Genomic DNA, 22,715 nt, shown 5'->3' on the forward strand with positions numbered 1-22,715 from the left:
ACCCCTCATGAGCCTGATGTTATCAATGGCCGCCTTCGCCCTGGCCGCCTCAATCTCCCCCGGCCCGGTCAATATCGTCGCCCTCAGCGCCGGCGCCCGCCACGGCTTTCGCGCCAGCTTGCGGCATGTCAGCGGCGCAACCCTCGGCTTTGTCCTGCTGCTGGTGCTGATCGGCCTTGGCTTGCACCAGTTGCTGCGCCATTGGCCGGCCATGACCCAAGTGTTGCACTGGGCCGGCGTGGTGTTCTTGTTGTACATGGCCTGGAAACTGGCCAGCGACAATGGCGAGCTGGGCGCTGGCGGCGCTAAGAGCGCGCCCTCGGTGCTTGCCGGTGCCACCCTGCAATGGCTCAACCCCAAGGCCTGGCTGGCCTGCGTGGCCGGCATCGGTGCCTATGTCGGCGAGGGCGATAGCAGCCGGTTGTGGCAGTTCAGCGCGATCTACCTGGTAATCTGTTTTCTGTCGATTGCCAGCTGGGCCTGGGCCGGCAGTGCAATCAGCCACTCCCTGAGCAATGCCCAGCGTATGCGCCGGTTCAACCGCTGCCTGGCGCTGTTGTTGCTGGCCAGCGCGCTGTACCTGCTAGTGGGCTGAACGATAGTGCCCAGGCGTCGCCGCCAGGTGGCGCTTGAAGGCACGCTGCAAGTGCGCCTGGTCGGCAAAACCTGCCTCCAGTGCCACCTCGGCGATCAACCGCCCGCGGCGCAACTGGGCACGGGCATAGTGCACCCGTTGATCGAGCAGGTAGCCATGGGGCGTCAAGCCGAACTGCTGCTTGAACGCACGGATCAGGTAGGACGCGGACAAGCCGGCAGCGCGGCTGATGTCTTCAAGGCGCAAAGGCTCGGTGCAGTGCGCGCGGATGAATTCGGCTGCGGCCAGCAGGCGCGGGTCGCCCTGGCCCAGCGCGCTTGCGCTTTCGCCCAGGCGCAGGCTCAGTGCGCTGCAAAACACTCGCAGTGCCGCCTCTTTACCAACTGGCGGCTGCTGCTCATCCAGTAGCACGGCAAACAGCTGCAGCAAATCATCGAACAGCCCCGCCTCGGTGCTGCTGACAGCCGCCAGCGGCGAGAAACCCAGGCCCTGCAACCAGGCCCAGTCGATGAACAGCATCAGGTAGGACCAGGGCTCGCCCTCGATGGGATTGCAGGTGTGCACCACTCCGGGGTTCATCAGCACCACGGTGCCGGCAGCCACTTGCTGCTGGCGGTCGCCACTGATGTAGGTACTGCGCCCTGCGGTAATCGCACCAATCGAGAAACTCTCGTGCGAATGCGCCGCGTAACAGACCTTGCGACCATCGGCGACGCTGCGCACTTCAACGAAGGGCAGCGCCGGGTTACGCCAGAATCGCGAATTTGCGTGCATAGGCTTCAGCCCTCGGCGTCGTGCACCACCACCAGCAACTGGGCCTGCACCGGCCCCAACGAACGCAGGCGGTGCGGGGTCTGGGCGTTGAAATACAGGGCATCGCCACGCTCGAGGATCACTCGCTCGTTCATGAAGTCGACCTCGACCTGGCCTTCATGGACGAACAGGAACTCCTCGCCAAGGTGCTCCTTGAACGAGGCATCGCTGAACTCCGGCGGCGGGCTGATGATGAACGGCAGCAGGCTGCGGCTGCCGATCTGCTTGGCCAGCACCGAATAACCCGGCCCCTGCCCCGACACCGCCTGGCGTTCATGGCTGCGCACCAGGCTGTAGCGGGCCTGGCCTGGCTGGTCTTCGGCAAACAGCTCCTCGACATTGACGTTCAAGGCACGCGCCAGCTTCAACGCTGCAGCGATGGAGGGCGTATTCAAGCCGCGCTCAACCTTGGACAGGTAACTCTTGGTCATGCCAGCCGTTTCAGCCAGCGCCTCCAGGGTAATACCCAGTTTTTTTCTCAACAGTTTCAATCGGATAGACATGTGACGCGATTTTCCCAATGCCATGGGCAAGTATTTTCTTGCTAATGACACCTTGTGTCATATAGCCTTGATTGTGTCATGCGGTTGACCACCCCGTCACCTTCCAAGCAACCGGGGCGGGCCAGCCGTGACACTCCATCACGCCACCGAGGATAGCCCCATGGCCAAGACAATGGCACTCCCCAAGGACCAACTGATCCAGCAGGCCCTTAAGCAGATGCAAGGCTCGCTTGCCGATAATACGTGGACTGTGCGCGAAAAGCTGGCACTGACCTGCCGGATTCTGTTCGACAACGGCCACGACTCCGGCCTGGCCGGGCAGATCAGCGCCCGCGGCCCGCAGCCAGGCACCTTCTACACCCAGCAACTGGGCCTGGGTTTCGACGAAATCACCGCCAGCAACCTGTTGCTGGTCAACGAAGACCTGGACGTGCTCGAAGGCCAGGGCATGCCCAACCCGGCCAACCGCTTCCACAGCTGGGTGTACCGTGCCCGCCCGGATGTGCACTGCATCATCCACACCCACCCGACCCACGTCGCCGCCCTGTCGATGCTGGAAGTGCCACTTGAGGTCTCGCACATGGACCTCTGCCCGCTGTACGACGATTGCGCGTTCCTCGAGGCCTGGCCCGGCGTGCCGGTGGGCAACGAAGAAGGCGAGATCATCAGCGCCGCCCTGGGCGACAAGCGCGCCATCCTGCTGTCGCACCACGGCCAGTTGTCGACCGGTGCCAGCATCGAGGAAGCCTGCGTGATCGCCCAGTTGATCGAGCGCGCCGCCAAGCTGCAACTGCTGGCCATGGCCGCCGGCAGCATCAAGCCGATCGCCCCTGAGCTGGGTCGTGAAGCCCACGACTGGATCTCCCGGCCCAAGCGCCACAGCGCCGCCTTCAACTACTATGCGCGCCAATGCCTGCGGGTACATGGCGACTGCCTGAACTGAACCAAGCCTGTCACTGACCTTGCGGAGTAGATTTCATGTCCAAGACTTTTCACGGCATCATCGGCTACACCATCACCCCGTTCAGCGCCGACGGCGAACAGCTTGACCTCGAGGCCCTGGGCCGCTCGATCGAGCGCCTGATCGAGGGTGGCGTTCACGCCATTGCGCCACTGGGCAGCACCGGCGAAGGCGCCTACCTGAGCGATCTGGAATGGCAGCAGGTAGCCGCCTTCAGCCTGCGCCAGATCGCCGGGCGAGTACCGACCATCGTCAGCGTCTCCGACCTGACCACCGCCGGTGCCATTCGCCGCGCGCGCTTTGCCCAGGAACACGGTGCCGATGCGGTGATGGTGCTGCCGGCCGCCTACTGGAAGCTCACCGAGGAGGAGATACTCGAGCACTACCGGGCCATTGGCGCCAGCATCGAGCTGCCGATCATGCTCTACAACAACCCGGCCACCAGCGGTACCGACATGTCGGTGGAACTGATCCTGCGCATCGTGCGCGAGGTCGAAAACGTCACCATGGTCAAGGAGAGCACCGGCGACATCCAGCGCATGCACAAGCTGCAGCTACTGGGTGAAGGCAAGGTGCCGTTCTACAACGGCTGCAACCCGCTGGCCCTGGAAGCCTTCGTGGCCGGCGCCAGCGGCTGGTGCACCGCCGCTGCGAACCTGATCCCGGCCCTCAACCAGCAGCTTTACCAGGCCGTCCAGGCCAACGACCTGGGCACAGCCAAGGCGGTGTTCTACCGTCAATTGCCGCTGCTGGAGTTCATCCTCAAAGGTGGCCTGCCGGCAACCATCAAGGCGGGTCTGGGCATGACCGGTTTGCCGGTGGGTGAGCCGCGGCGGCCGGTGTTTGCTCTCGACAACGCAGGTCAGGCGCACTTGCAACAACTGCTCAAACACATGCTGTAGGACGACCGTAACAACCCGGCACTGCAACAGTGCCGGGGACCGATGCAGAGTCACCCAGCAGTTCCGGAGAAGTCCGACACTGCTTGAAGAAAGCCCATCTGGGGCTGGTGTCCTGCCGTTTCTATCATCGGCTGCTCTAACCCATGACAGGACAGTCACCATGAGCACCCGACGTTTTTCAGGCTTTACGCTGGGCGTACTCGCCTCGGCCGTATTGATTGCCAGCACGGCATTCGCCGCCCCGCTAACTCGCGACAATGGCGCCCCGGTGGGCGACAACCAGAACTCGCAGACCGCTGGCAGTACCGGCCCCACCCTGCTGCAGGACGTGCAGTTGATCCAGAAGCTGCAGCGTTTTGATCGCGAGCGGGTGCCTGAGCGTGTGGTGCATGCCCGCGGTACCGGTGCCCATGGCGAGTTCACCGCCAGCGCCGATATTTCCGCACTGACCCAGGCCAAGGTATTCACCCCGGGGGAGCGAACCCCGGTGTTCGTGCGCTTCTCCTCGGTGGTGCACGGCCTTCATTCCCCGGAAACCCTGCGCGACCCGCGCGGCTTTGCCACACGTTTCTACACCACCGATGGCAACTGGGACCTGGTCGGCAATAACTTCCCGACCTTCTTCATTCGTGATGCCATCAAGTTCCCGGACATGGTTCACGCCTTCAAGCCCGACCCGCGCACCAACCTTGGCAATGACGCGCGCCGCTTCGACCTGCTCTCGCACATGCCCGAAGCCACCCGCACCCTGACGTTGCTCTACTCCAACGAAGGCACGCCGCTGAGCTACCGGCACATGGATGGCAACAGCGTGCATGCCTACAAGTTCGTCAACCGCGATGGCGAAATCACCTACGTGAAGTTTCGCTGGAAAACCCTGCAAGGTCAGAAAAACCTGAGCCCTGGCGAAGTGGCCAAGATTCAGGGGCATGACTTCAGCCACATGACCAACGACCTGGTCAATTCGATCAATCGTGGTGATCATCCAAAGTGGGACCTGTACATCCAGACGCTCAAGCCCGAGCAGCTCGCCGGTTTTGACTTCGACCCACTGGACCCGACCAAGATCTGGCCAGATGTGCCTGAACAAAAAGTCGGGCAGATGGTACTCAACCGCAATGTCGGCAACTTCTTCCAGGAAACCGAGCAGGTGGCCCTGGCGCCCTCCAACCTGGTGCCGGGCATCGAGCCTTCGGAAGACCGCCTGCTGCAAGGCCGGCTGTTCTCCTATGCCGACACCCAGATGTACCGGGTCGGCGCCAATGCCGCCGGTTTGCCAATCAATCAGCCCAGGGTCAGGATCAATAACGCCAATCAGGATGGTGCCCTCAACAGCGCGCGTAGTGTCAGCGGGGTCAACTACGAGCCCAGCCGCCTGATGCCACGCCCCCCGACCGAGTCGGCACGTTACAGCCAGCAACCCTTGAGCGGCAGCACCCAGCAGCAAGGCATCGAACGTCAGCAGAACTTCAAGCAGGCCGGCGAGCTGTTCCGCTCCTATAGCGCCAACGACCGCCGCGACCTGATCAATAGCTTCGGTGGCTCATTGGCCAGCAGCGACGACGAAAGCAAGCACCTCATCCTCGCGTACCTGTACAAGGCCGACCCTGCCTATGGCAAGGGCGTGGCCAAGGTTGCCGGTGGCGACCTGGTAAGGGTCAAGCAACTGGCAGCGCAGCTGCGGGACTGAGCATGCGCTGGCGGTAACTGCCGGGGCTCTCGCCGGTCCACTTCTTGAACGCCCGGTGGAACGCACTGGGCTCCTGGAAGCCGGTGAGCTCGGCGACTTCGGCAATACTCAGGTGCGTCTGGCGCAGGCACTCAAAGGCCATCGCCCGACGCACTTCATCCTTGATCTGCTGGTACGAACGGCCCTCGCGCTCCAGCTGGCGGCGAAAGCTGCTGGGGCTCAGGCCCTGGCGTTCGGCCATGGCCAGCAGGGTCGGCCACTGGCCGTACTGACGGGCACGCAGGTAACGGTACACCTGGGCCACCTGGCCATTCTGGTTGCGGTAGCGAATCACCAGCCACTGCGGTGCGCTGCGCAGGAAGGTCTTCAGCGCCGCCAGGTCCTGGACCACCGGCAGGCGCAGGTAATCGGCGGCAAACTCGATCTCGGTACGGCCACCGCCCATCTGCACGTTGGCGCCCCACAGCAACGGGTCATCGTCCTGGGCCGGGCGTGTGTCGGCCAGTGCCGTTCGATCGATGACCACACGTCGCCCGACCAGCCAGCACGCCAGGCTGATCACCAGGGCGAGAAAGGTTTCCTCGGCGTAGACCCGGGTCAGCGGATCTTCGATGCCAGTGCGCAGGCTGATCACCGCGCGCCCACCCTTGATCGTCAACTGCCCGCGGATATCGCGCAAGAACAACGCAAAGTTGTTCAGGCACTGGCGCAGCGCCCTTTCCAGGTTAGGTTCCTGGATCAGCCCGCGGCAGATCAGGGCAAAGCTGCCCAACGGCATGCCATGGCTGTCGAGGTTGAAGAATTCGTCGTCAAGGGTCTCGATCAGCAGCAACCACAGGCGTGCAAACGCAGACGCTGGCACCCGTGCGCCAGGCGCTTGGAGCAGCGCCGGGTCGATTCCGGCTTCGACCAGCAGCGCCGCCGCCCGCGCCGGTTGCGCGCGCAGGGCATGGAGCATGGTATGGACGAAATAGACGGCGACTGTATCGTTTTCCCGCATGGCGGATTCCGCAAGGGTGTGGCAAAAAATACCAGTGTCACTGGACAGTTATGGCATAGGCCCGTACGCAGGCTTTGCCTAGACTCGAAGCCAACCTGAAGGTGGCTGCGGGCAGCATTCTGGCAGACGCCGGGCCTGCCCCGCCACGCTTTCGCACACTGGAGTCGATCATGAATACCCCGGACATCTATGTAGTCAGCGCTGTACGCTCGGCCATCGGCAGCTTCGGCGGCGCCCTCAAGGACCTGCCCCTGGCGGACCTGGCCAGCAGCGTGACCCGTGCCGCCATCGAACGTGCAGGCGTTGCCCCCGAGCAGATCGGCCATGTGGTCATGGGCAACGTGATTCCGACCGAGGCGCGCGACGCCTACCTGGCGCGGGTAGCGGCCATGAACGCCGGCATTCCCAAGGAAACCCCGGCGTTCAACGTCAACCGCCTGTGTGGCTCGGGCCTGCAGGCCATTGTCTCGGCGGCGCAAAGCCTGCTGCTGGGCGACGCTGAAGCAGTGGTCGCCGCTGGCGCCGAATCCATGAGCCGCGGCCCTTACCTGCTCCCGCAAGCCCGCTGGGGCGCACGCATGGGTGACCTGCAGGGCATCGACTATATGCTCGGCATCCTTCACGACCCGTTCGCCGGCTTTCATATGGGTATCACCGCGGAAAACGTCGCCGAACGCAATGGCATCACCCGCCAGATGCAGGACGAACTGGCCCTGACCAGCCAGCGCCGCGCCGCCCGCGCCATCGCCGAGGGCCGCTTCGCCAGCCAGATCGTGCCGATCGAGATCCCCAGCCGCAAAGGCCCGGTGCGTTTCGAGGTGGATGAACATGTGCGCGGCGAAGTCACCGCAGAGCAACTGGCCGGCATGAAGGCGGTGTTCAAGAAGGACGGTACGGTCACCGCCGGTAATGCCAGCGGCCTGAACGACGGCGCCGGCGCCCTGGTGCTGGCCACAGGTGACTTCGTCAAGCGCCACAACCTGCAGCCGCTGGCACGCCTGGTGGCCTACGCACACGCCGGCGTCGAACCTGAGCTGATGGGCCTGGGCCCGGTACCGGCGACCCGCAAGGTGCTCGACAAGGCCGGCCTGAGCGTTGCCGACCTCGACGTGATCGAATCCAACGAAGCCTTTGCCGCCCAGGCCTGCGCGGTTGCCGGTGAACTGGGCTTCGACCCGGAAAAGGTCAACCCCAACGGCTCGGGCATCTCCCTCGGCCATCCGGTCGGCGCCACCGGGGCGATCATCGCCACCAAGGCCATTCATGAACTGCAGCGCATCCAGGGCCGCTACGCCCTGGCAACCATGTGCATTGGCGGCGGCCAAGGTATCGCCATCGTCTTCGAACGCGTCTGAGCAAGGATTTAAAAGTGAGTATTCAGAACATTGCAGTAATCGGCGCCGGCACCATGGGCAATGGCATTGCCCAGGTCTGTGCGGTTGCCGGTTACCAGGTCACCTTGATCGACGTTTCCGACGCCGCCCTGGAGCGCGGCCTGGCCACCCTGCGCAAGAACCTCGAGCGCCAGGTCAGCAAGCAGACCCTGGCCGCAGAAGATGCCGAAGCCGCCGTGGCACGCATCCGCACCAGCACCGACTACGCGCAACTGCAACAGGCCGAACTGGTGATCGAGGCGGCCACCGAGAACCTCGAGCTCAAGCTGCGCATCCTCAAGCAGATCGCCGCCAGCGTCAGCGAGCAGTGCGTGATCGCCACCAACACCTCGTCGCTGTCGATCACCCAGTTGGGCGCGGCGGTCAGCCAGCCGGAGCGCTTTGTTGGCGTGCACTTCTTCAACCCGGTACCGATGATGGCCTTGGTCGAGATCATCCGCGGCCTGCAAACCAGTGACGCCACCTACGCCAAGGCCCTGGCCCTGACCGAAAAGGTCGGCAAGACCCCGATCAGCGCCGGCAATCGCCCGGGCTTTGTGGTCAACCGCATCCTGGTGCCGATGATCAACGAGGCGATCTTCGTGCTCCAGGAAGGTCTGGCCAGCGCCGAAGACATCGACACCGGCATGCGCCTTGGCTGCAACCAGCCGATCGGCCCGCTGGCCCTGGCCGACCTGATCGGCCTCGACACCCTGCTGGCGATCATCGAAGCCTTCCACGAAGGCTACAACGACAGCAAGTACCGCCCTGCCCCGCTGCTCAAGGAAATGGTTGCCGCCGGCTACCTGGGGCGTAAAAGCGGTCGCGGCTTTTTCACCTACTAGGGAGCCCTGCCATGGACGCCGCTTTGCGTTGTGCGAACTTTGAAGAGCGGCGGGACAAGGCCCTGGAGCTGTTCGCCGAGAAGGGTTTCGGCCAGGTCAGCATGCGCGAACTGGCCGCCCACCTGGGCCTGACCGCAGGCTCCTTGTACCACCACTTCCCGAGCAAGCAGCACTTGCTGTTCGACCTCATCGAGGAGTTGTTCGAGGAGCTGCTGGCCACCCTTAACCCGGGGCGGCGCAGCCAGCAGCAGACCCTGGGCGAGGTGATTGCCGCGCACTGGAGCCTGCATGCCGAGCGGCCGCTGCAGTTTCGTCTGGCCGAGCGTGACCTGTGCTGTTTGAGTGTCGAGCAGCAAGCGCGCATCGGCCAACTGCGTCAACAGTATGAAAGCGCCCTGCTGCGCCTGCTGGCGCCCAAGGCAACTCTGCACGGCAAGGCACTGCAAGCCACCGCCCATGTCATCGCCAACCTGCTCAACAGCCTGCCCGGCTGGCTGCAAGCCTCGCAACTGCCCCAGGCCCAGGGCCTGGCGCTGATGGAAAGCATGCTGCTGGGCGGAATCGAGCGGACCCTGCGCGGTGAAAGCCTGAACTCGATGGCCTGACTTACCAGGCGCCATAGGGGATACCGTGGGCGTCGATGTAGGCTTGGGATTCGGGTTCCAGGGGTAGGTAGCCGTCCTCCGATGGCACGCTGCGACCGACCGCGCGGGTGACCTGGATGCGGTCCAGACAAACACCCCGTAGCCAGGCCTGGGCGATGCCGCCTGGGGCCAGGCCGATGGTAAGGTAGGTGCGGTACTGAGGAACCACTTTGCCGTCCAATCGGCAATAGACCCTTTGCGCTGTCAACATGGTGTTACGAGCGGATTGCGGTATCTCAACGACCACGTCATAGGTTTTCATTTCAGCCAACGACTGCCATCGAACACGAATCATCTTGGGCAGATCACTGCCGCTTATGTATTTGCCCGAGCCAACACCGGTACGTTCAGACCAGCCGTCCTCAGGCCTGTGCGAAAAGTCCATCCTGGCGCCGCCGCCCATGACCCTCCAGAACCCCCGATCGCGAATGTCCAGTACGTCGGCGGCCTCGATCCAGACAGCCATATGGGTGGGGGCTACAAAACCCAGGTACCAGGCGTCATACGGCAGGCTGGATACACCTCGCTTGGCACAGCCGGTCAAAATCAAAAAAACACAAAGTAGCGCGGTTCGAAGCCCTCTATTCATTGGGGTATACGCTACGTTCGCCGCTGTCATTAGGCCGATGGATAAACATCACATCAGCACTGTCGCTGATGGGATAGCCTGCGGGATTCCAATGGGCCGACAAGTGAATGTACTTGGTCCGAAGTAACTTCTCTTCCTCCCAGACAAGTTCAGGGCTGCTGGTTTCACCTAGGGCATAGGCCATCAACTTGCGTGTTATCCCCCGTAGCTCGTCCGGTAGCAGCCATGCCTTCTGCGCTCGAATCTCGTTGAACGGCGCCCCTTCACGGATGGCCAGCTCGCGCATGACACGTAGATACACAAGGGAAAGATCTGCCAGCACCTCCCGCTCGCAGCGCAGGAACGCATATACCCGCTTCTGTGCAGAGAGGTCACGCTTGGGTGAAAACGGAAGGTCGATGGACCAGACGATGATGTCGACCTGTAAATTCAACCCCTCCCATACCCGCCGGTTGCGCAAATAATCCTCCTGAACTTTCAGGTAAGCCTGGCTTCGCTCATCGGGCACGCCTCGCTGCTCGGTACTGCTACGCGGGCGCGTCAGCAGTACCTTCTCGCGTATACGTGGCAAGTAACCGCCACCCACGTCCGAGTGGGCACCGGGGACGATAATGTCGTTATCGGTTTGTGTCAGCGGGAAATTCTTGCGGCGCTCATCTTGTGCCACCAACTGTACAACCTTTTTCGCAATGCCCGGCGCGAGTCGCATGTTGACACCAGAGTAACGGGCATTCGCCGGGCTGAAATTCCCTTCAAGTACTGACACGATGGCCGCCACGGAGTCAAACAAGCCAATGAAGTTGATACCAAGGCTTCGGCGGGTGTTCCAGTCAAACTGTTCGCAAAACACCTCCATGTGCCTGGGCCAGATTTTCGCCAGGTGACTGTTGCCACCCTTGGCCAGATCATTGGCAAAATGACGCGCTGCGGCCGCGCCTCGGCTAAAGCCGAAGAGATCGAACTCCAGACGAATGATGCGTGCCTGTGGAACGACACTAAGCCATGCACTTATCTGATTCAGTACTTTCTGGTGGGCCTCTTCAGCACGCGCCACGACCCCTGCCGAATAACGACCGGTGGCCTGACTTAACGCCGAGTCCTGTTGACCTGCCGTGGTGCCAATACCGTCGATGTAGACCTTGAGCACATCGCGGCGCCTGCCCTGCTGTTCATCACCCCACACCCGATCCTGATACAACTCATACAACCGCGCGACATTGGTCATGTCATTGCCGTAGCTGTCTTCCGGCACACTCCCCTGGCCGTCATAGCCATACCTGGCGCAATGGCGACGCACTTCCTCGGCCTCGTCTGCCAGCTCTACATCGCGGGCAAAACACTGGGCGACGGTGGCGCTGTTGGCCAGGTTGTTACCGGTGCCATCAAAGAACACGCCAATACGCAGGGTGACGCCATTGTCTGCCTCGACCTCTTCCTCCTCTTCTTCGAGGGCAATAGCGGGCGGTAGCGTTCGCCCGGTGGTGGTCAGGCCCATGCGTGCGCGCCGCTGGCTGGCAATCAGCGTGTGGCTGCCATAAGGGCAGGCGCAACGCACCAGGTGACCTTCGCCGGCCACCGCCTGGCCGCTTACCCGGTAGGCCGGGTTGCCCTGGGCAATTTCGCCGGTACGCTGGCAGCGAGGGCAATACACCGGGTCGCCCATGCGGGCGATGGGCCGACCGCCAAGCGGGTGCTTTGCGCAGCCATTGCGTACTTCACCACCGGTGCTGGTGGCGTCTCCCTTGCGAACGATAAAGCGCATGCGCCGACTCCCTGTGGCGACTCACAAGGGTGCTATCGGACGCTTTTTTACTCGACGGGGAACATCAGCCATCCATGCTGGATGGCGTGGGAAGTGTCAGCAGGCTCCTAGCGCAATTGCTCCTGAATCTGCTCGCGCAAGCTGTTCAGGTCGAACGGCTTGGCCAGGATCGGCGCCTTGAAGGCGATCGGGCTGCCTGATTCGCGAATTTCTGCCGGGTAACCGCTGATGAAGATCACCTTCAGGTCCGGGCGCATCTTCACCGCAGGTTCGGCGATCTGCACCCCGGTGATTCCTCCCGGCAAACGAAAATCGGTGACGATCAGGTCCAGGTGCGGCTTGCTCGCGAGAATCTTGAAAGCTTGCTCACCGTTCTCCGCCACCAGCACGTGGTAACCCTCGCCCTTGAGGTAGTCCTCGAGAATCATGCGAATCACTGGCTCATCTTCGACCACCAGTACTACGTCTTGCGCATCTTCACTCATGCCAATGCCTTGTTCGATAAAATATTCAGCTGTTTGGCTATACGACCCCGACCTCAGGCAGAGGTTGCCTGGTGCCGGTCATTTTCCCGCAGCGATTGCGGCAGCGGCAGACGCACGGTAAAGGTCGCGCCCGCACCCTCAATGCTGTGCACGCTGATGCTGCCGCCATGGGCCAGCACAATCTGCTCGGAGATATACAGGCCAAGGCCCAGGCCAGCGCTGCTCTGGCTGGAGGCAACCCGCTCGAACTGCTGGAAAATCCGCTGCTGGTTGTGCTCGCTGATGCCGATGCCGTGGTCGCGCACTTCGACGCAGGCCATGCCGCCTTCCTCGAAGGTGCGCACCTGCACCGGGCTTTTCGCCCCATAGCGCAGGGCGTTGGTCAGCAGATTGGCGACCACCTGCTCGATGCGAAACTCGTCCCATACGCCGGCCAGCGGCACGCCGGCGTTGAACTCGATATGCGACTCGGCAGCTGCGGCCTGGGCCTGGAAGTTCTCGATCAAGCCGCCGACCAGTTGCCCGAGGTCGAACTGGCTTGGGCGGATCGACAGCTTGCCGGTGCGGATCCGCGACACGTCGAGCATGTCTTCGATCAAACGGATCAGGCTGTTGATCTGCCGCTCGTCGCGCTCGACCATGGCGCGCATCTTGTCCAGGGTAAAGGCATCGGCGTTGTCCTTGGCCAGGTGCAGCTTGCGCAACTGGGTTTCCAGAATCAGGCCGTTGAGCGGCGTGCGCACCTCATGGGAGACGATCGACATGAAGTCATCGCGCATGCGCACCGCGTGCTCAAGCTCCCGGCGGGTCACCTGCAACTGGGCCAACAGCAGTTCCTGCTCTTCGCGGCTGCGCTCCAGGGCTTCCAGTTGCTGGCCGAGGGCCTTGCGCTGGCGGAACAGGTCGACGAACACCGCCACCTTGCTTTTCACCGCCAGGCTGTCCAGCGGCTTGTGCAGGAAGTCCACCGCGCCGCTTTCATAACCCTTGAAGGCATAGTTCATTTCGCGCCCGGCGGCGCTGACGAAGACGATGGGGATGTTCTTGGTCTTCTCGGTGCCGCGCATCAGTTCGGCCAGCTCGAAGCCGTTCATGCCGGGCATCTGCACGTCAAGAATGGCCAGGGCGAATTCGTGCTCGAGCAGCAGCGCCAGGGCCTGGTCGGCGGACTGGGCCTGGTGCACCTCGCGGTCTTCGCCTTTGATCAACGCCTCCAGGGCCAGGAGGTTCTCCGGCAGGTCGTCGACGATCAGCAGTTTTGCTTGTATGTGCCTTAGCATTCTGGGGCTTCCAGGCTGGCGAGCAGTTGCCCGATGCCATTCAAAGGGAGTATGTAGTCGGGCCGATGCAGGGCCAGCGCCGCACGCGGCATGGTCGACACTTGCGCTTCAAGCGGGTCCTGGACAATGGTCCGGCCGCCTTGGCGCTTGATGCAGGCAAGGCCGCGGGCACCGTCCTCGTTGGCACCGGTCAGCAGCACGCCAAGCAGGCTCGCGCCGTAGGCATCGGCGGCCGACTCGAAAAGAAAATCGATTGAAGGCCGGGAAAAATGCACGCGCTCTTCCTGGCTCAACGACAGGCTGTGGTCGCGCTCCACCGACAGGTGATAACCGGGCCCGGCCACATAAATGGTGCCGGGGGCGATGTCTTCCTTGTCGCGCGCTTCGCGCACCGGGCGCTTGAGCCTGCGGGCAAGGACCTCGGCCAGGTGGCTGCGCCGGTCATCCGGCAAGTGCAGCACGCACAGCAGCGGAATGCGAAACGCCGGCGGCAAGGCATGAAACACCGTGAGCAAGGCACTGACGCCGCCCGCCGAAGCGCCCAGGGTAATCGCCTGAACGCCGCTCATGATTTGCGGTAGATCCGTTCGGGCTTGACCAGCGCCTCGAACTTGTCGGCATAGGCCGAAAAGTCCAGGGTTTCCTTGCTGCCAAGCACCAGGAAGCCGCGATGGCACAACGACTCGTGAAACAGACCAAACGCGCGATCCTGCAGGGTCTTGTTGAAGTAGATCAGCACGTTGCGGCAGGAGATCAACTGGGTTTCGGAGAACACGCTGTCGGTGGCCAGACTGTGGTCGGCGAAGGTCACGTTGTCGCGCAGGCTGCTGTCGACGATGGCGTTGCCATAGGCCGAGGTGTAGTAGTCGCTGAGTTCACCGCGCCCGCCGGCCTTGCGGTAGTTGTCAGCGTACAGGCGCATGTTGTGCATGCTGTAGATGCCCTGCTTGGCCTTCTCCAGGGAGCTGGGGTTGATGTCGGTGGCATAGATGATGGTGCGCTCCAGCAAGCCTTCTTCACGCAGCAGGATGGCCATCGAATAGACCTCCTCGCCGGTGCTGCAACCGGCGATCCAGATCTTGATCGACGGCCAGGTGCGCAGCAGCGGCACCACTTCCTGGCGCACTGCAAGGAAGTGCTCGGGGTCGCGGAACATCTCGCTGACCGGGATGGTCAGGAACTGCAGCAACTGCATGAACATGCCCGGGTCGTGCAGCACCCGCTCCTGCAGGGCCGAGACGGTCTTGCAGTCGAACTGGCGCAATGCGTGCTGGATCCGGCGCTTGATCGAGGCGCCGGAGTAATCGCGAAAGTCATAGCTGTACTTGAGGTAGATCGCCTCGATCAGCAGCCGTATTTCAATGTCGGTGTTGCGTTCGATACTCAAATTCGCTCCAGTTGCGGCAGCCAGACACGGATCAGCGAGAACAACCGGTCAAGGTCGATGGGCTTGGCCAGGTAGTCATTGGCCCCGGCCTGCAGGCAACGCTCCTGGTCATCCTTCATCGCCTTGGCGGTGACGGCGATGATCGGCAGTTTGCGCCAGCGCGGGTCCTTGCGGATCAGGCGGGTGGCTTCGTAGCCGTCCATCTCCGGCATCATCACGTCCATCAGCACCAGGTCGATGTCCTCGTGCTGCTCCAGGCGCTCGATGGCTTCGCGGCCATTGCGCCCGATCTCGACAATCGCGCCCTTGTGTTCCAGAGCGCTGGTCAGGGCAAAGATATTGCGCACATCGTCATCCACCAGCAGCAGCTTGCGGCCCTCGAAGACCTTGTCGCGGCTGCGCGCGGTCTTGAGCATGCGCTGTCTTTCATGGGACAGCTTGGATTCGACTTTGTGCAGAAAAAGCGTCACTTCATCAAGCAGGCGCTCAGGCGAGCGCGCGCCCTTGATGATGATCGAGCGCGAGTACTTGAGCAGGTCGGCTTCTTCTTCGCGGGTCAGGTTGCGCCCGGTGTAGACGATCACCGGCGGGAACGCGCGGATGTCGTCGTCGGACATGCGCTTGAGCAGCTCGTTGCCGAGCATGTCCGGCAGCTTGAGGTCGATGATCATGCAGTCGTAGATATTCTCGCGCAGCAGGTCCAGGGCCTGCTGGGCCATGCCCACCGCGGTGATCTCGATGTCTTCGTCGCCGATCAGGCGGGCAATGCTTTCGCGCTGCAGGTCATCGTCCTCGACCAGCAGGATGTGCTTGAGCTTCTGGGTCAGCTTGGCTTCCAGGCGCGCGAACACCTGCTTGAGCTCTTCGCGGGTGGCAGGTTTGACCGCGTAGCCGATGGCGCCCATGTGCAGCGCCGCCTCGACCCGGTCCTCGACCGAGATCACATGCACCGGAATGTGCCGGGTGCTGGCCTGTTCTTTCAGGCGCTGCAGCACGGTGAGACCGGAATGGTCCGGCAGGCGCATGTCCAGCAGCACCGCATCGGGAATGAAGCTCGCCGCCAGTTCAAAGCCCTCGTCGGCAGCCTGGGCCACCAGGCAGCTGTAGCCCAGTTCGTGGGCCAGGTCGAAGAGGATACGGGCGAAATTCGGCTCGTCTTCGATCACCAGGATCAGCCGGTTGCTGAACGGCGCCTTGTCGCGGTCGTCGGCAAAGCTCGGCGCCGGGCGTGCTAGCGGCGCAGGCGCAACGGGTGCGGGCAGCGGCGCGCTGACCAGGCGCGCTGGCTGATGAACGATCTGCACCGGGCTCTGATCGACAATCGGCTCGTAGCGTTCCGGCAAGACCAGGCTGAACACACTGCCCTGGCCCAGGCTACTGTCGACACTGATCTGCCCGCCCAGCAACTGCGCCAGGTCGCGCGAGATCGACAGGCCCAGGCCGGTGCCGCCATACCGGCGATTGGTGGTGCCATCGGCCTGGTGGAAGGCTTCGAAGATGCTCTGCTGCTGGTCGGCGGCGATGCCGATGCCGCTGTCGCGCACCGAGAAGACAATGCCGGCGCCGGGCTGCCAGCCGATAGTGAGGCTGACTTCGCCGCGTTCGGTGAACTTCACCGCGTTGGACAACAGGTTCTTGAGGATCTGCTCCAGGCGCTGGCGATCGGTGTACAGGGTCGCCGGCACCTGCGGCTCGACCGACACCGTGAAGCTCAGCTGCTTCTCGCTGGCCAGCGGCTCGAACAAGTTGCGCAGGCCTTCGCTCAGGCGCGCCACATGGGTGGTTTCCGGGCGCACTTCAAGCTTGCCGGCCTCGACCTTGGCAATGTCGAGAATATCGTTGATCAGGTTGAGCAGGTCGTTGCCCGCCGAGTAGATCGACTCGGCAAACTTGACCTGCTCGCCGGTGAGGTTCTCTTCGCCGTTCTCGGCCAGCAGCTTGGCCAGGATCAGCGAGCTGTTGAGCGGCGTGCGCAGCTCGTGGGACATGTTGGCGAGGAACTCGGACTTGTACTTGCTCGAGCGCTGCAGCTCTTCGGCGCGCTCCTGCAGCTCGACCTGAGCCTGGTTCAGCTCGCCGTTCTTGCGGTCCAGCACGTCGCGCTGCTCGGCCAGGGCTTCGGTGCGCTCGGCCAGTTGCTCGTTGGTCTGCTCAAGCTCGGCCTGCTGGGTTTCCAGGTGCGCCTGGGACTCCTTGAGCACCCGCGATTGCTCTTCGAGCTCTTCGTTGGCGGTTTTCAGCTCTTCCTGTTGCACCTGCAGCTCTTCGTTGAGCTGCTGGGTTTCGGCCAGCACTTCCTGCAGGCGCTGGCGGTAGCGGGCGCTCTCGATCGAAGTGCCCATGTTGCCGGCCACCAGTTCGAGGAATTCGATGTCGCGTTCATCCAGGCTGCGCAAGAAGCCCAGTTCGACCACGCCGTTGATCTGCCCGTCGTTGCTGGTCGGCATCACCAGCACGCTGCGCGGCAAGCCCTGGCCCAGGCCGCTGCTGACCTTGAAGTAGTCAGCCGGCAACTCGTCCAGGCGCAACAGGCGCTCCTGCATCACCGCCTGGGCCAGAATGCCTTCGTGGCTGCCGACCAACTGCTCTTGCCCGGCCTGCTCGGCCGACATGCCGTAAGTGGCCACCCGGCGCAGGCCGCCGTGCTCGTCACGGGCGTACATGGCGCCGACAGCACTGCCCAGGTACCCGGCAAAAAAGCGCAGGATGTTGTTGCCGAGCATCGGCAGGGTCAGTTGCCCCAATACCTGGCCGGCCAGCTCGGTCTGCCCGGTACGCAGCCAGGCCTGGCGTTCCAGGCGCTGATTGGCCCGTTGCTGCGATTCAAGGCTGCTGGCGTAGCTGCCCGACAGCGCCAGCAGGTCGCGGCGACCCAGGTAGGCCAGCAGGCCACTGAGCAGGATGACAAACACCAGGTATGCCGAAATCGACACGATGGTGGTGGTATTCACCGTGTCGTTGCGGGCCACCCGCAGCTGATGCTCCATGGCAATGAACGCGTCGAACTCCTTGCGGATCTCGTCGGTCAGGCGCTTGCCCCGTCCGGAGCCGACGGCCTCGCGGAAATTACCGTTGTCGCGGCGCAGGCTGATCATGTTTGCGGCGAAGGTGTTCCACTCATCCTGCAGGCCCAGTAGGCGCTGCAGGCGGTCAACCTGCTGCGGGTTGTCGGCCACCAGTTGTTCCAGGCCCTTGATGCCGGCAATCACCTGCGGCTTGGCCACCTCATAGGGGTCGAGAAAGCGCTCCTCGCCGGTGATCAGGAAGCCGCGCATGCCGGTTTCCATGTCGATCGACAGTTTCACCGTCTCGTTGGCGTTGTTGATCACCCGGTCGGTGTGCTCGACCCATTGAATGGCCGACAGCAGGTAGCTGATGATCGTCACGAACACCACCGCACTGAGCAGCCCTACCCCCAGGGGCAGGCCGATGTTGCGGGTCAGCAGCTTGCGAAAGCTGCGCTGATCGATTGAGGCTGGTTGAATCATCTCAAGACGCCCGAGCAAAGGAAGCAAACGAAAGAGTGTGGCGGAATTTTCGAGTAATCGTTCTATTTTCCGCGGGAACGGCCATTCTGCCAGCCCTTCCTACTCCGAGTCTAAACGCCTTTGGCCATTCTGGCAGGGCATTTAGCCAGCATTTGAGAGGTGTCGCGCGCAAACGTTCCCTGCTTTTTCAATGACCGCTATGCTGTTCATTCGGGAGGCTTTTTTCAGCGCAGAGGGAACTTCAGGGCGTGCCCGGCTTACAGATAATGAACAGACTTTTGTACAGGAATACCGCCATGGCGCAGACATCCCCGCCCCTGCTCGTCGTTGAAGATGACGATATCGTGCGCATGTTGACGGTCGAGGTGCTTGTAGAGCTGGGCTATCAGGTGCTGCAGGCTGCCGATGCAGAAGCGGCGCTGAAGGTTTTGAAAGACACGCAACAATCCCTGGCCTTGATGCTCACCGATGTCGGCCTGCCGGACATGAACGGCAAGGACCTGGCCGTCAAAGCCCGGGAACTGCGGCCGGAGCTGCCGGTGCTGTTTGCCAGCGGCTATGGCGACGTTGACATACCGCTCGGCATGCACCAGATAACCAAGCCGTTCAGCATCGACCAGTTGCGTGACAAGGTGCAGGGTATTCTCCAGGCCATTTAGTGCACCTACCGGCCAGCACGGAATCTGCTTTAATACGCACTTTTTGCCAAGGTCCCCGATGCCCATGCCCGCCCCTGCCCTCAACGTCCTGGTCATCGGTTACGTGTGGCCCGAGCCGCGCTCTTCGGCCGCCGGCTCGCACATGATGCAGATCCTTGAAAGCTTCGTGCAGCGCGATTGGCGCGTCACCTTCAGCAGCCCCGCAGCCATCGGTGAGCACAAGGCCGACCTGGCGAGCCTGGGCATCGGCGAACAGGCCATTGCCCTCAACGACAGCAGCTTCGACGCGTTTGTCAGCGAACTGGCCCCGGACGTGGTGCTGTTCGACCGCTTCATGATGGAAGAGCAGTTCGGCTGGCGCGTCGAAAAACACTGCCCCAACGCCTTGCGCGTGCTGGAAACCTCCGACCTGCAAAGCCTGCGCGATGCCCGCCAGCAACTGCTGCGCCGGCGCCTGATCGAAGGCCTGGACCCGAATGACTTTCGCGCGCTGTTCAACACTTCCGGCCCCGACCTCTATCGGCAGATGGCCAGCGCCGACCTGACCCTGCGCGAACTCGCCGCCATTTACCGCAGCGACCTCAGCCTGATGATTTCCGATGTCGAGATCGACCTGCTGATCAACGGCTTCGGCGTGCCCGAGCACTTGCTGCACTGGTGCCCGCTGATGCTCGACGCCCCCAGCGAGCCGTTCAAGCCATTTGCCGAGCGCGCGCATTTTCTCAGCATCGGCAACTTTCGCCATGCGCCTAACTGGGACGCGGTGCTGTGGATGAAGAACAGCCTGTGGCCGATGATCCGCCGGCGCCTGCCCCAGGCGCAGCTGCACATCTACGGCGCCTACACCCCGCCCAAGGCCACGGCGCTGCACAAACCCGCCGAGGGCTTTCACATCATGAACTGGGCCGAAGACGCCCTTGAAGTGATGAGCAACGCGCGCATTTGCCTGGCGCCGCTGCGCTTTGGCGCCGGGATCAAGGGCAAGCTCACCGACGCCATGCAGTGCGGTACCCCCAGCGTCACCACCCCCATCGGCGCCGAAGCCATGCACGGCGCCCTGCCCTGGCCCGGGGCAATCGCCGAAACCGCCGAAGGCCTGGCCGAAGCCGCCGCCGCCCTGTACAGCGATGAAGCACGCTGGAACCGCGCCCAGCAGGACGCGCTGCGCTTGCTCGGCGCACGCTACGACCGGCGCCAGCACGCCAGCGCCCTGGTCGAGCGTATCGAGTACGCCCTGGCCGACCTCGACCAGCACCGGCTGTTCAACTTCACCGGCGCCATGCTCCGTCACCACCAGCACAAAAGTACCCAGTACATGTCGCAGTGGATCGAGGCCAAGAACCGCCTGGCTACAGCGGCCGACGCAGCAGATAAGTGTCCATGATCCAGCCCTTGCGCGCCCGTGCCTGTTCACGGGCGGCGAGGATCTGCGCCTTGACCTCCAGTAGCGGCCCGGCGATCAGGACCTGATCGGCGCTACCCAGGTAAGCGCCCCAGTAGATATGCAACTGCGGATCGTCCAACGCGGCAAAGGCGCACTGGCCGTCGAGCATCACCACCAGGTTGTCGATGCACGGCTGTTCAGCCAGGCGCCGGCCAGGCAGCACGGTCAGCGGCTCGCCGATACGGTTCAAGGGAATACGGTGAGCGGCGGCCAGGGCCTGGACGCTGCTGATGCCGGGGATCACCTCAAGCGACAGGGCCACGCCACGGGCCTGGACCAGGTCGAGAATACGCAGGGTGCTGTCGTACAGGGTCGGCTCGCCCCAGAGCAGGAAAGCGCCGCATTCGCCGTCAGCCAGTTCGTTTTCGATCAGGTTGGCGTACAACGCCGCACGCTGCTGGTGCCAGTCCTCGACGGCGCCAACGTAATCGCTGGCAGCGCCATCGCGCAGGGGGTCTTCGACCTGCACCAGGCGATAGCCGGGCTTATCGATGTAACGCTCGAGAATGTGCTTGCGCAGTTGCAGCAATTCGTCCTTGACCGCGCCCTTGTCGAGCACGAAGAACACCTGGGCCCGGTTCAGCCCGTCGATGGCTTGCAGGGTGATCTGGCGCGGATTGCCCGGCCCGATACCAATCAACAGCAGTTGTTTCATTGCGCGTCGCTTCCATGATTCAGCCAGCCTTCATAGTCGGCTGGCCGAAGCACAATGGCAACGTACTGCGCTTTAGAAAATAGAGAAGTTGTAGCTGACGATCACCCGGGTTTCGTCCATGTCGCGGGCATACTTCTCATAGTTGCTGCGATAGGTGGAGTTACGCAGGCGCACGCTGACATCCTTGAAGGTACCGCTCTGGACCTGGTACTTGAGTTCGCTGTCGCGCTCCCACTCCTTGCCCTCGGCCAGGCTGCCCGGAACCTTGACATGGTCGCCGTTGATGTAGCGGGTAAAGAAGCTCAGGCCCGGTACACCCATGGCCTTGAAGTCGTAGTCGTAACGCAGTTGCCAGGAACGCTCCTGGGCCGCCGCGAAGTCGTTGACCTGGGCGTAGTTGACCAGGTACGGGTTGCTGCCATCCAGGTACGGCATGGCGTTCTCGCCATACATGCGCTGCCAGCCGGCGCTGACCTTGTGACCACCAAGGCTGTAGCCGAGCATACCGCTGAAGGCGCGGTGATCGATGTCACCGGCGCGGGCACGGCCAATGTCATCGCTTTTTATCAGGCGCAGGTCGGCCGACAGGCTGCCGACGCTCAGCGGCTGGCTGGCCACCAGGCCGAAAAAGTGCTGGCGGTAGATGTTTTCAAGTTTGCCTACCTGGTATTGCGCACTGAGGCGGTCATTGAACTTGTAGTCGATCCCGGCCATGTCGAAATGATCGGCCGTGGTACCACAGGCGTAGCGCTTGTTCTTGCAGTGAACGCGAATGTCCTCGCGGTCGGTCGAGTCCCGCGCGGTGTACTTGTCCAGGCGCGCCACGGTGAACTTCAGGTCCTTGAATTCTTCGGAACTCAGCATCGCGCCCTGGAACATCGTCGGCAACAGGCGGCCGTCGTTGTACTTGAGCAGCGGCATGTCCGGCATCATCGAACCGACCTTGAGCACAGTCTGCGAATAACGCATCTTGCCGGCTACGCCCATCTTCGCGTACTGGTCCACCGAACCACGCGGATCATGTCCGCTGGAGGGCAACAGACCACTGTTGCTATCGGCCGGACTGGAGTCGAGTTTGAAGCCGAGCATGCCGATGGCATCTACACCAAATCCTACAGTGCCTTCGGTATAACCAGACTGCACATTGAGAATAAAACCCTGGGCCCACTCTTCGCGTTTCGACGCGCCCTGGTCGGAACTGGTATGACCATCGCGAAAGTCACGATTGAAGTAGACGTTGCGTGCTTCGACTTTGGCGCTGCTGTCTTGAAGAAAACCAGCGGCCTGTGTCGAGACAGCAGCAAACATCGCGAGCAGGCCGACAAGGCTGCGCCCGGGCGCGAGAGGGTATGGGGCAAACATGAGAAGCGAAATCCGAAAGAAAGGCAAAAAACAACCGGCGCCGATCCCGGCGCCGACAATGCTCCCAGCGTCGATGGCAGTCGACGGTGACCGATCATGATCTCGCAACCGCTCTATTGCGGGCCATTGGACCATGGTCTAAGGCCGCTGGCGGAATATTGACTAGTTCTCTGGTCAAGGTCTGGTGGCAATTAAGAAAGTTCCATAACACACAATATAAAAGTTTAATGTTTACCCACTGCGCGACGACTACTACACTCTTTATTAGTGCGATGTTG

The 22,715-nt window shown here is 62.5% G+C and carries 21 protein-coding genes; 9 read left to right on the forward strand and 12 right to left on the reverse strand.

Annotation, left to right across the window (positions count from 1 at the left end):
- Nucleotides 1-7: 7 nt before the first annotated feature.
- Nucleotides 8-595, forward strand: coding sequence for a LysE family translocator (locus LOY37_RS15165; protein ID WP_258715141.1), 588 nt, complete (start codon nucleotides 8-10; stop codon nucleotides 593-595).
- On the opposite strand, the gene LOY37_RS15170 is transcribed toward LOY37_RS15165, so the two are convergent.
- Together LOY37_RS15170 and LOY37_RS15175 are read right to left on the reverse strand one after the other, a co-directional pair.
- Nucleotides 584-1,369, reverse strand: coding sequence for an AraC family transcriptional regulator (locus LOY37_RS15170; RefSeq protein WP_258715142.1), 786 nt, complete (start codon nucleotides 1,367-1,369; stop codon nucleotides 584-586). The two genes, LOY37_RS15165 and LOY37_RS15170, sit on opposite strands and share 12 nt — an antisense overlap.
- A 5-nt stretch (nucleotides 1,370-1,374) precedes the next feature.
- Nucleotides 1,375-1,911, reverse strand: coding sequence for a helix-turn-helix domain-containing protein (locus LOY37_RS15175; protein WP_045198076.1), 537 nt, complete (start codon nucleotides 1,909-1,911; stop codon nucleotides 1,375-1,377).
- A gap of 160 nt (nucleotides 1,912-2,071) precedes the next feature.
- Between LOY37_RS15175 and LOY37_RS15180 the strand changes: the two genes are divergently transcribed.
- The 3 genes from LOY37_RS15180 to LOY37_RS15190 all read left to right on the forward strand — a co-directional run bounded on the left by LOY37_RS15180 (nucleotide 2,072) and on the right by LOY37_RS15190 (nucleotide 5,464).
- Complete coding sequence (locus LOY37_RS15180) at nucleotides 2,072-2,854, forward strand: aldolase (RefSeq protein ID WP_195884321.1); 783 nt, start codon at nucleotides 2,072-2,074, stop codon at nucleotides 2,852-2,854.
- Nucleotides 2,855-2,889: 35 nt separating this feature from the next.
- Entirely contained in the window at nucleotides 2,890-3,774 is an 885-nt protein-coding gene (locus tag LOY37_RS15185; RefSeq protein ID WP_258715143.1) for a dihydrodipicolinate synthase family protein, read from the forward strand.
- Between the two features lie 160 nt (nucleotides 3,775-3,934).
- Nucleotides 3,935-5,464 carry a catalase gene (locus LOY37_RS15190; RefSeq protein WP_093381921.1) on the forward strand — a complete coding sequence of 510 codons (1,530 nt, stop codon included), beginning with the start codon at nucleotides 3,935-3,937 and terminating at the stop codon, nucleotides 5,462-5,464.
- Here LOY37_RS15190 and LOY37_RS15195 read toward each other — a convergent pair.
- Nucleotides 5,433-6,464: an AraC family transcriptional regulator gene (locus LOY37_RS15195; protein WP_258715144.1), complete on the reverse strand. Its 1,032-nt coding sequence runs from the start codon at nucleotides 6,462-6,464 to the stop codon at nucleotides 5,433-5,435. The two genes, LOY37_RS15190 and LOY37_RS15195, sit on opposite strands and share 32 nt — an antisense overlap.
- Nucleotides 6,465-6,634: 170 nt before the next feature.
- Here LOY37_RS15195 and LOY37_RS15200 point away from each other — a divergent pair, with 170 nt between their 5' ends.
- The 3 genes from LOY37_RS15200 to LOY37_RS15210 are packed head-to-tail and all read left to right on the forward strand — an operon-like array spanning nucleotide 6,635 to nucleotide 9,287.
- Nucleotides 6,635-7,819 carry an acetyl-CoA C-acyltransferase family protein gene (locus LOY37_RS15200; protein ID WP_045198067.1) on the forward strand — a complete coding sequence of 395 codons (1,185 nt, stop codon included), beginning with the start codon at nucleotides 6,635-6,637 and terminating at the stop codon, nucleotides 7,817-7,819.
- Nucleotides 7,820-7,833: 14 nt separating this feature from the next.
- The gene (locus LOY37_RS15205; protein ID WP_045198065.1) at nucleotides 7,834-8,682 is read left to right on the forward strand and encodes a 3-hydroxybutyryl-CoA dehydrogenase; all 849 of its coding nucleotides are present in this window, start codon (nucleotides 7,834-7,836) and stop codon (nucleotides 8,680-8,682) included.
- An 11-nt stretch (nucleotides 8,683-8,693) separates the two neighbouring features.
- Entirely contained in the window at nucleotides 8,694-9,287 is a 594-nt protein-coding gene (locus LOY37_RS15210) for a TetR/AcrR family transcriptional regulator (protein WP_045198063.1), read from the forward strand.
- 1 nt (nucleotide 9,288) lies between these two features.
- Here the strand turns inward: LOY37_RS15210 and LOY37_RS15215 are convergent, their stop codons facing one another.
- From LOY37_RS15215 to LOY37_RS15245, 7 genes are all read right to left on the reverse strand, one after another.
- Nucleotides 9,289-9,915 (reverse strand): DUF2931 family protein, encoded by a 627-nt coding sequence (locus LOY37_RS15215; protein ID WP_258715145.1) that lies wholly within the window; start codon nucleotides 9,913-9,915, stop codon nucleotides 9,289-9,291.
- On the reverse strand, nucleotides 9,908-11,677 hold the full coding sequence (locus tag LOY37_RS15220) for a PAAR domain-containing protein (RefSeq protein ID WP_258715146.1): 1,770 nt from the start codon (nucleotides 11,675-11,677) through the stop codon (nucleotides 9,908-9,910). The genes LOY37_RS15215 and LOY37_RS15220 overlap by 8 nt, the downstream gene beginning before the upstream one ends.
- 107 nt (nucleotides 11,678-11,784) lie before the next feature.
- A complete protein-coding gene (locus tag LOY37_RS15225) occupies nucleotides 11,785-12,162 on the reverse strand; it encodes a response regulator (RefSeq protein ID WP_093381910.1) in 378 nt (125 codons plus the stop codon).
- 53 nt (nucleotides 12,163-12,215) lie between these two features.
- Nucleotides 12,216-13,442, reverse strand: coding sequence for a hybrid sensor histidine kinase/response regulator (locus LOY37_RS15230; protein ID WP_045198057.1), 1,227 nt, complete (start codon nucleotides 13,440-13,442; stop codon nucleotides 12,216-12,218).
- Entirely contained in the window at nucleotides 13,436-14,011 is a 576-nt protein-coding gene (locus LOY37_RS15235; protein WP_258715147.1) for a chemotaxis protein CheB, read from the reverse strand. Before LOY37_RS15235 ends, LOY37_RS15230 begins: the two co-directional genes overlap by 7 nt.
- A complete protein-coding gene (locus tag LOY37_RS15240) occupies nucleotides 14,008-14,829 on the reverse strand; it encodes a protein-glutamate O-methyltransferase CheR (protein WP_258715148.1) in 822 nt (273 codons plus the stop codon). The genes LOY37_RS15235 and LOY37_RS15240 overlap by 4 nt, the downstream gene beginning before the upstream one ends.
- Nucleotides 14,826-18,317, reverse strand: coding sequence for a response regulator (locus LOY37_RS15245; RefSeq protein ID WP_258715149.1), 3,492 nt, complete (start codon nucleotides 18,315-18,317; stop codon nucleotides 14,826-14,828). The genes LOY37_RS15240 and LOY37_RS15245 overlap by 4 nt, the downstream gene beginning before the upstream one ends.
- Before the next feature lie 296 nt (nucleotides 18,318-18,613).
- Between LOY37_RS15245 and LOY37_RS15250 the strand changes: the two genes are divergently transcribed.
- Nucleotides 18,614-18,976, forward strand: a complete 363-nt coding sequence (locus LOY37_RS15250) for a response regulator (protein WP_258715150.1) — start codon at nucleotides 18,614-18,616, stop codon at nucleotides 18,974-18,976.
- 64 nt (nucleotides 18,977-19,040) lie between these two features.
- Nucleotides 19,041-20,360: a glycosyltransferase gene (locus LOY37_RS15255; protein WP_213604207.1), complete on the forward strand. Its 1,320-nt coding sequence runs from the start codon at nucleotides 19,041-19,043 to the stop codon at nucleotides 20,358-20,360.
- Here the strand turns inward: LOY37_RS15255 and cobF are convergent.
- Both cobF and LOY37_RS15265 read right to left on the reverse strand, forming a co-directional pair.
- On the reverse strand, nucleotides 20,326-21,075 hold the full coding sequence (gene cobF / locus LOY37_RS15260) for a precorrin-6A synthase (deacetylating) (RefSeq protein WP_258715151.1): 750 nt from the start codon (nucleotides 21,073-21,075) through the stop codon (nucleotides 20,326-20,328). The two genes, LOY37_RS15255 and cobF, sit on opposite strands and share 35 nt — an antisense overlap.
- A 72-nt stretch (nucleotides 21,076-21,147) precedes the next feature.
- The gene (locus LOY37_RS15265) at nucleotides 21,148-22,437 is read right to left on the reverse strand and encodes an OprD family porin (protein ID WP_258715152.1); all 1,290 of its coding nucleotides are present in this window, start codon (nucleotides 22,435-22,437) and stop codon (nucleotides 21,148-21,150) included.
- Between the last annotated feature and the right edge of the window lie 278 nt (nucleotides 22,438-22,715).

The sequence above is a fragment of the Pseudomonas sp. B21-012 genome (assembly GCF_024749305.1).
Classification (GTDB): domain Bacteria; phylum Pseudomonadota; class Gammaproteobacteria; order Pseudomonadales; family Pseudomonadaceae; genus Aquipseudomonas.

What these genes read in the sequence shown, in the direction of transcription:
- LOY37_RS15165 (WP_258715141.1), top strand. Translation starts at nt 8, where the DNA reads ATGAGCCTGATGTTATCAATGGCCGCCTTCGCCCTGGCCGCCTCAATC.
- LOY37_RS15170 (WP_258715142.1), bottom strand. Translation starts at nt 1,369, where the DNA reads ATGCACGCAAATTCGCGATTCTGGCGTAACCCGGCGCTGCCCTTCGTT.
- LOY37_RS15175 (WP_045198076.1), bottom strand. Translation starts at nt 1,911, where the DNA reads ATGTCTATCCGATTGAAACTGTTGAGAAAAAAACTGGGTATTACCCTG.
- LOY37_RS15180 (WP_195884321.1), top strand. Translation starts at nt 2,072, where the DNA reads ATGGCCAAGACAATGGCACTCCCCAAGGACCAACTGATCCAGCAGGCC.
- LOY37_RS15185 (WP_258715143.1), top strand. Translation starts at nt 2,890, where the DNA reads ATGTCCAAGACTTTTCACGGCATCATCGGCTACACCATCACCCCGTTC.
- LOY37_RS15190 (WP_093381921.1), top strand. Translation starts at nt 3,935, where the DNA reads ATGAGCACCCGACGTTTTTCAGGCTTTACGCTGGGCGTACTCGCCTCG.
- LOY37_RS15195 (WP_258715144.1), bottom strand. Translation starts at nt 6,464, where the DNA reads ATGCGGGAAAACGATACAGTCGCCGTCTATTTCGTCCATACCATGCTC.
- LOY37_RS15200 (WP_045198067.1), top strand. Translation starts at nt 6,635, where the DNA reads ATGAATACCCCGGACATCTATGTAGTCAGCGCTGTACGCTCGGCCATC.
- LOY37_RS15210 (WP_045198063.1), top strand. Translation starts at nt 8,694, where the DNA reads ATGGACGCCGCTTTGCGTTGTGCGAACTTTGAAGAGCGGCGGGACAAG.
- LOY37_RS15215 (WP_258715145.1), bottom strand. Translation starts at nt 9,915, where the DNA reads ATGAATAGAGGGCTTCGAACCGCGCTACTTTGTGTTTTTTTGATTTTG.
- LOY37_RS15220 (WP_258715146.1), bottom strand. Translation starts at nt 11,677, where the DNA reads ATGCGCTTTATCGTTCGCAAGGGAGACGCCACCAGCACCGGTGGTGAA.
- LOY37_RS15225 (WP_093381910.1), bottom strand. Translation starts at nt 12,162, where the DNA reads ATGAGTGAAGATGCGCAAGACGTAGTACTGGTGGTCGAAGATGAGCCA.
- LOY37_RS15230 (WP_045198057.1), bottom strand. Translation starts at nt 13,442, where the DNA reads ATGCTAAGGCACATACAAGCAAAACTGCTGATCGTCGACGACCTGCCG.
- LOY37_RS15235 (WP_258715147.1), bottom strand. Translation starts at nt 14,011, where the DNA reads ATGAGCGGCGTTCAGGCGATTACCCTGGGCGCTTCGGCGGGCGGCGTC.
- LOY37_RS15245 (WP_258715149.1), bottom strand. Translation starts at nt 18,317, where the DNA reads ATGATTCAACCAGCCTCAATCGATCAGCGCAGCTTTCGCAAGCTGCTG.
- LOY37_RS15250 (WP_258715150.1), top strand. Translation starts at nt 18,614, where the DNA reads ATGGCGCAGACATCCCCGCCCCTGCTCGTCGTTGAAGATGACGATATC.
- LOY37_RS15255 (WP_213604207.1), top strand. Translation starts at nt 19,041, where the DNA reads ATGCCCGCCCCTGCCCTCAACGTCCTGGTCATCGGTTACGTGTGGCCC.
- cobF (WP_258715151.1), bottom strand. Translation starts at nt 21,075, where the DNA reads ATGAAACAACTGCTGTTGATTGGTATCGGGCCGGGCAATCCGCGCCAG.
- LOY37_RS15265 (WP_258715152.1), bottom strand. Translation starts at nt 22,437, where the DNA reads ATGTTTGCCCCATACCCTCTCGCGCCCGGGCGCAGCCTTGTCGGCCTG.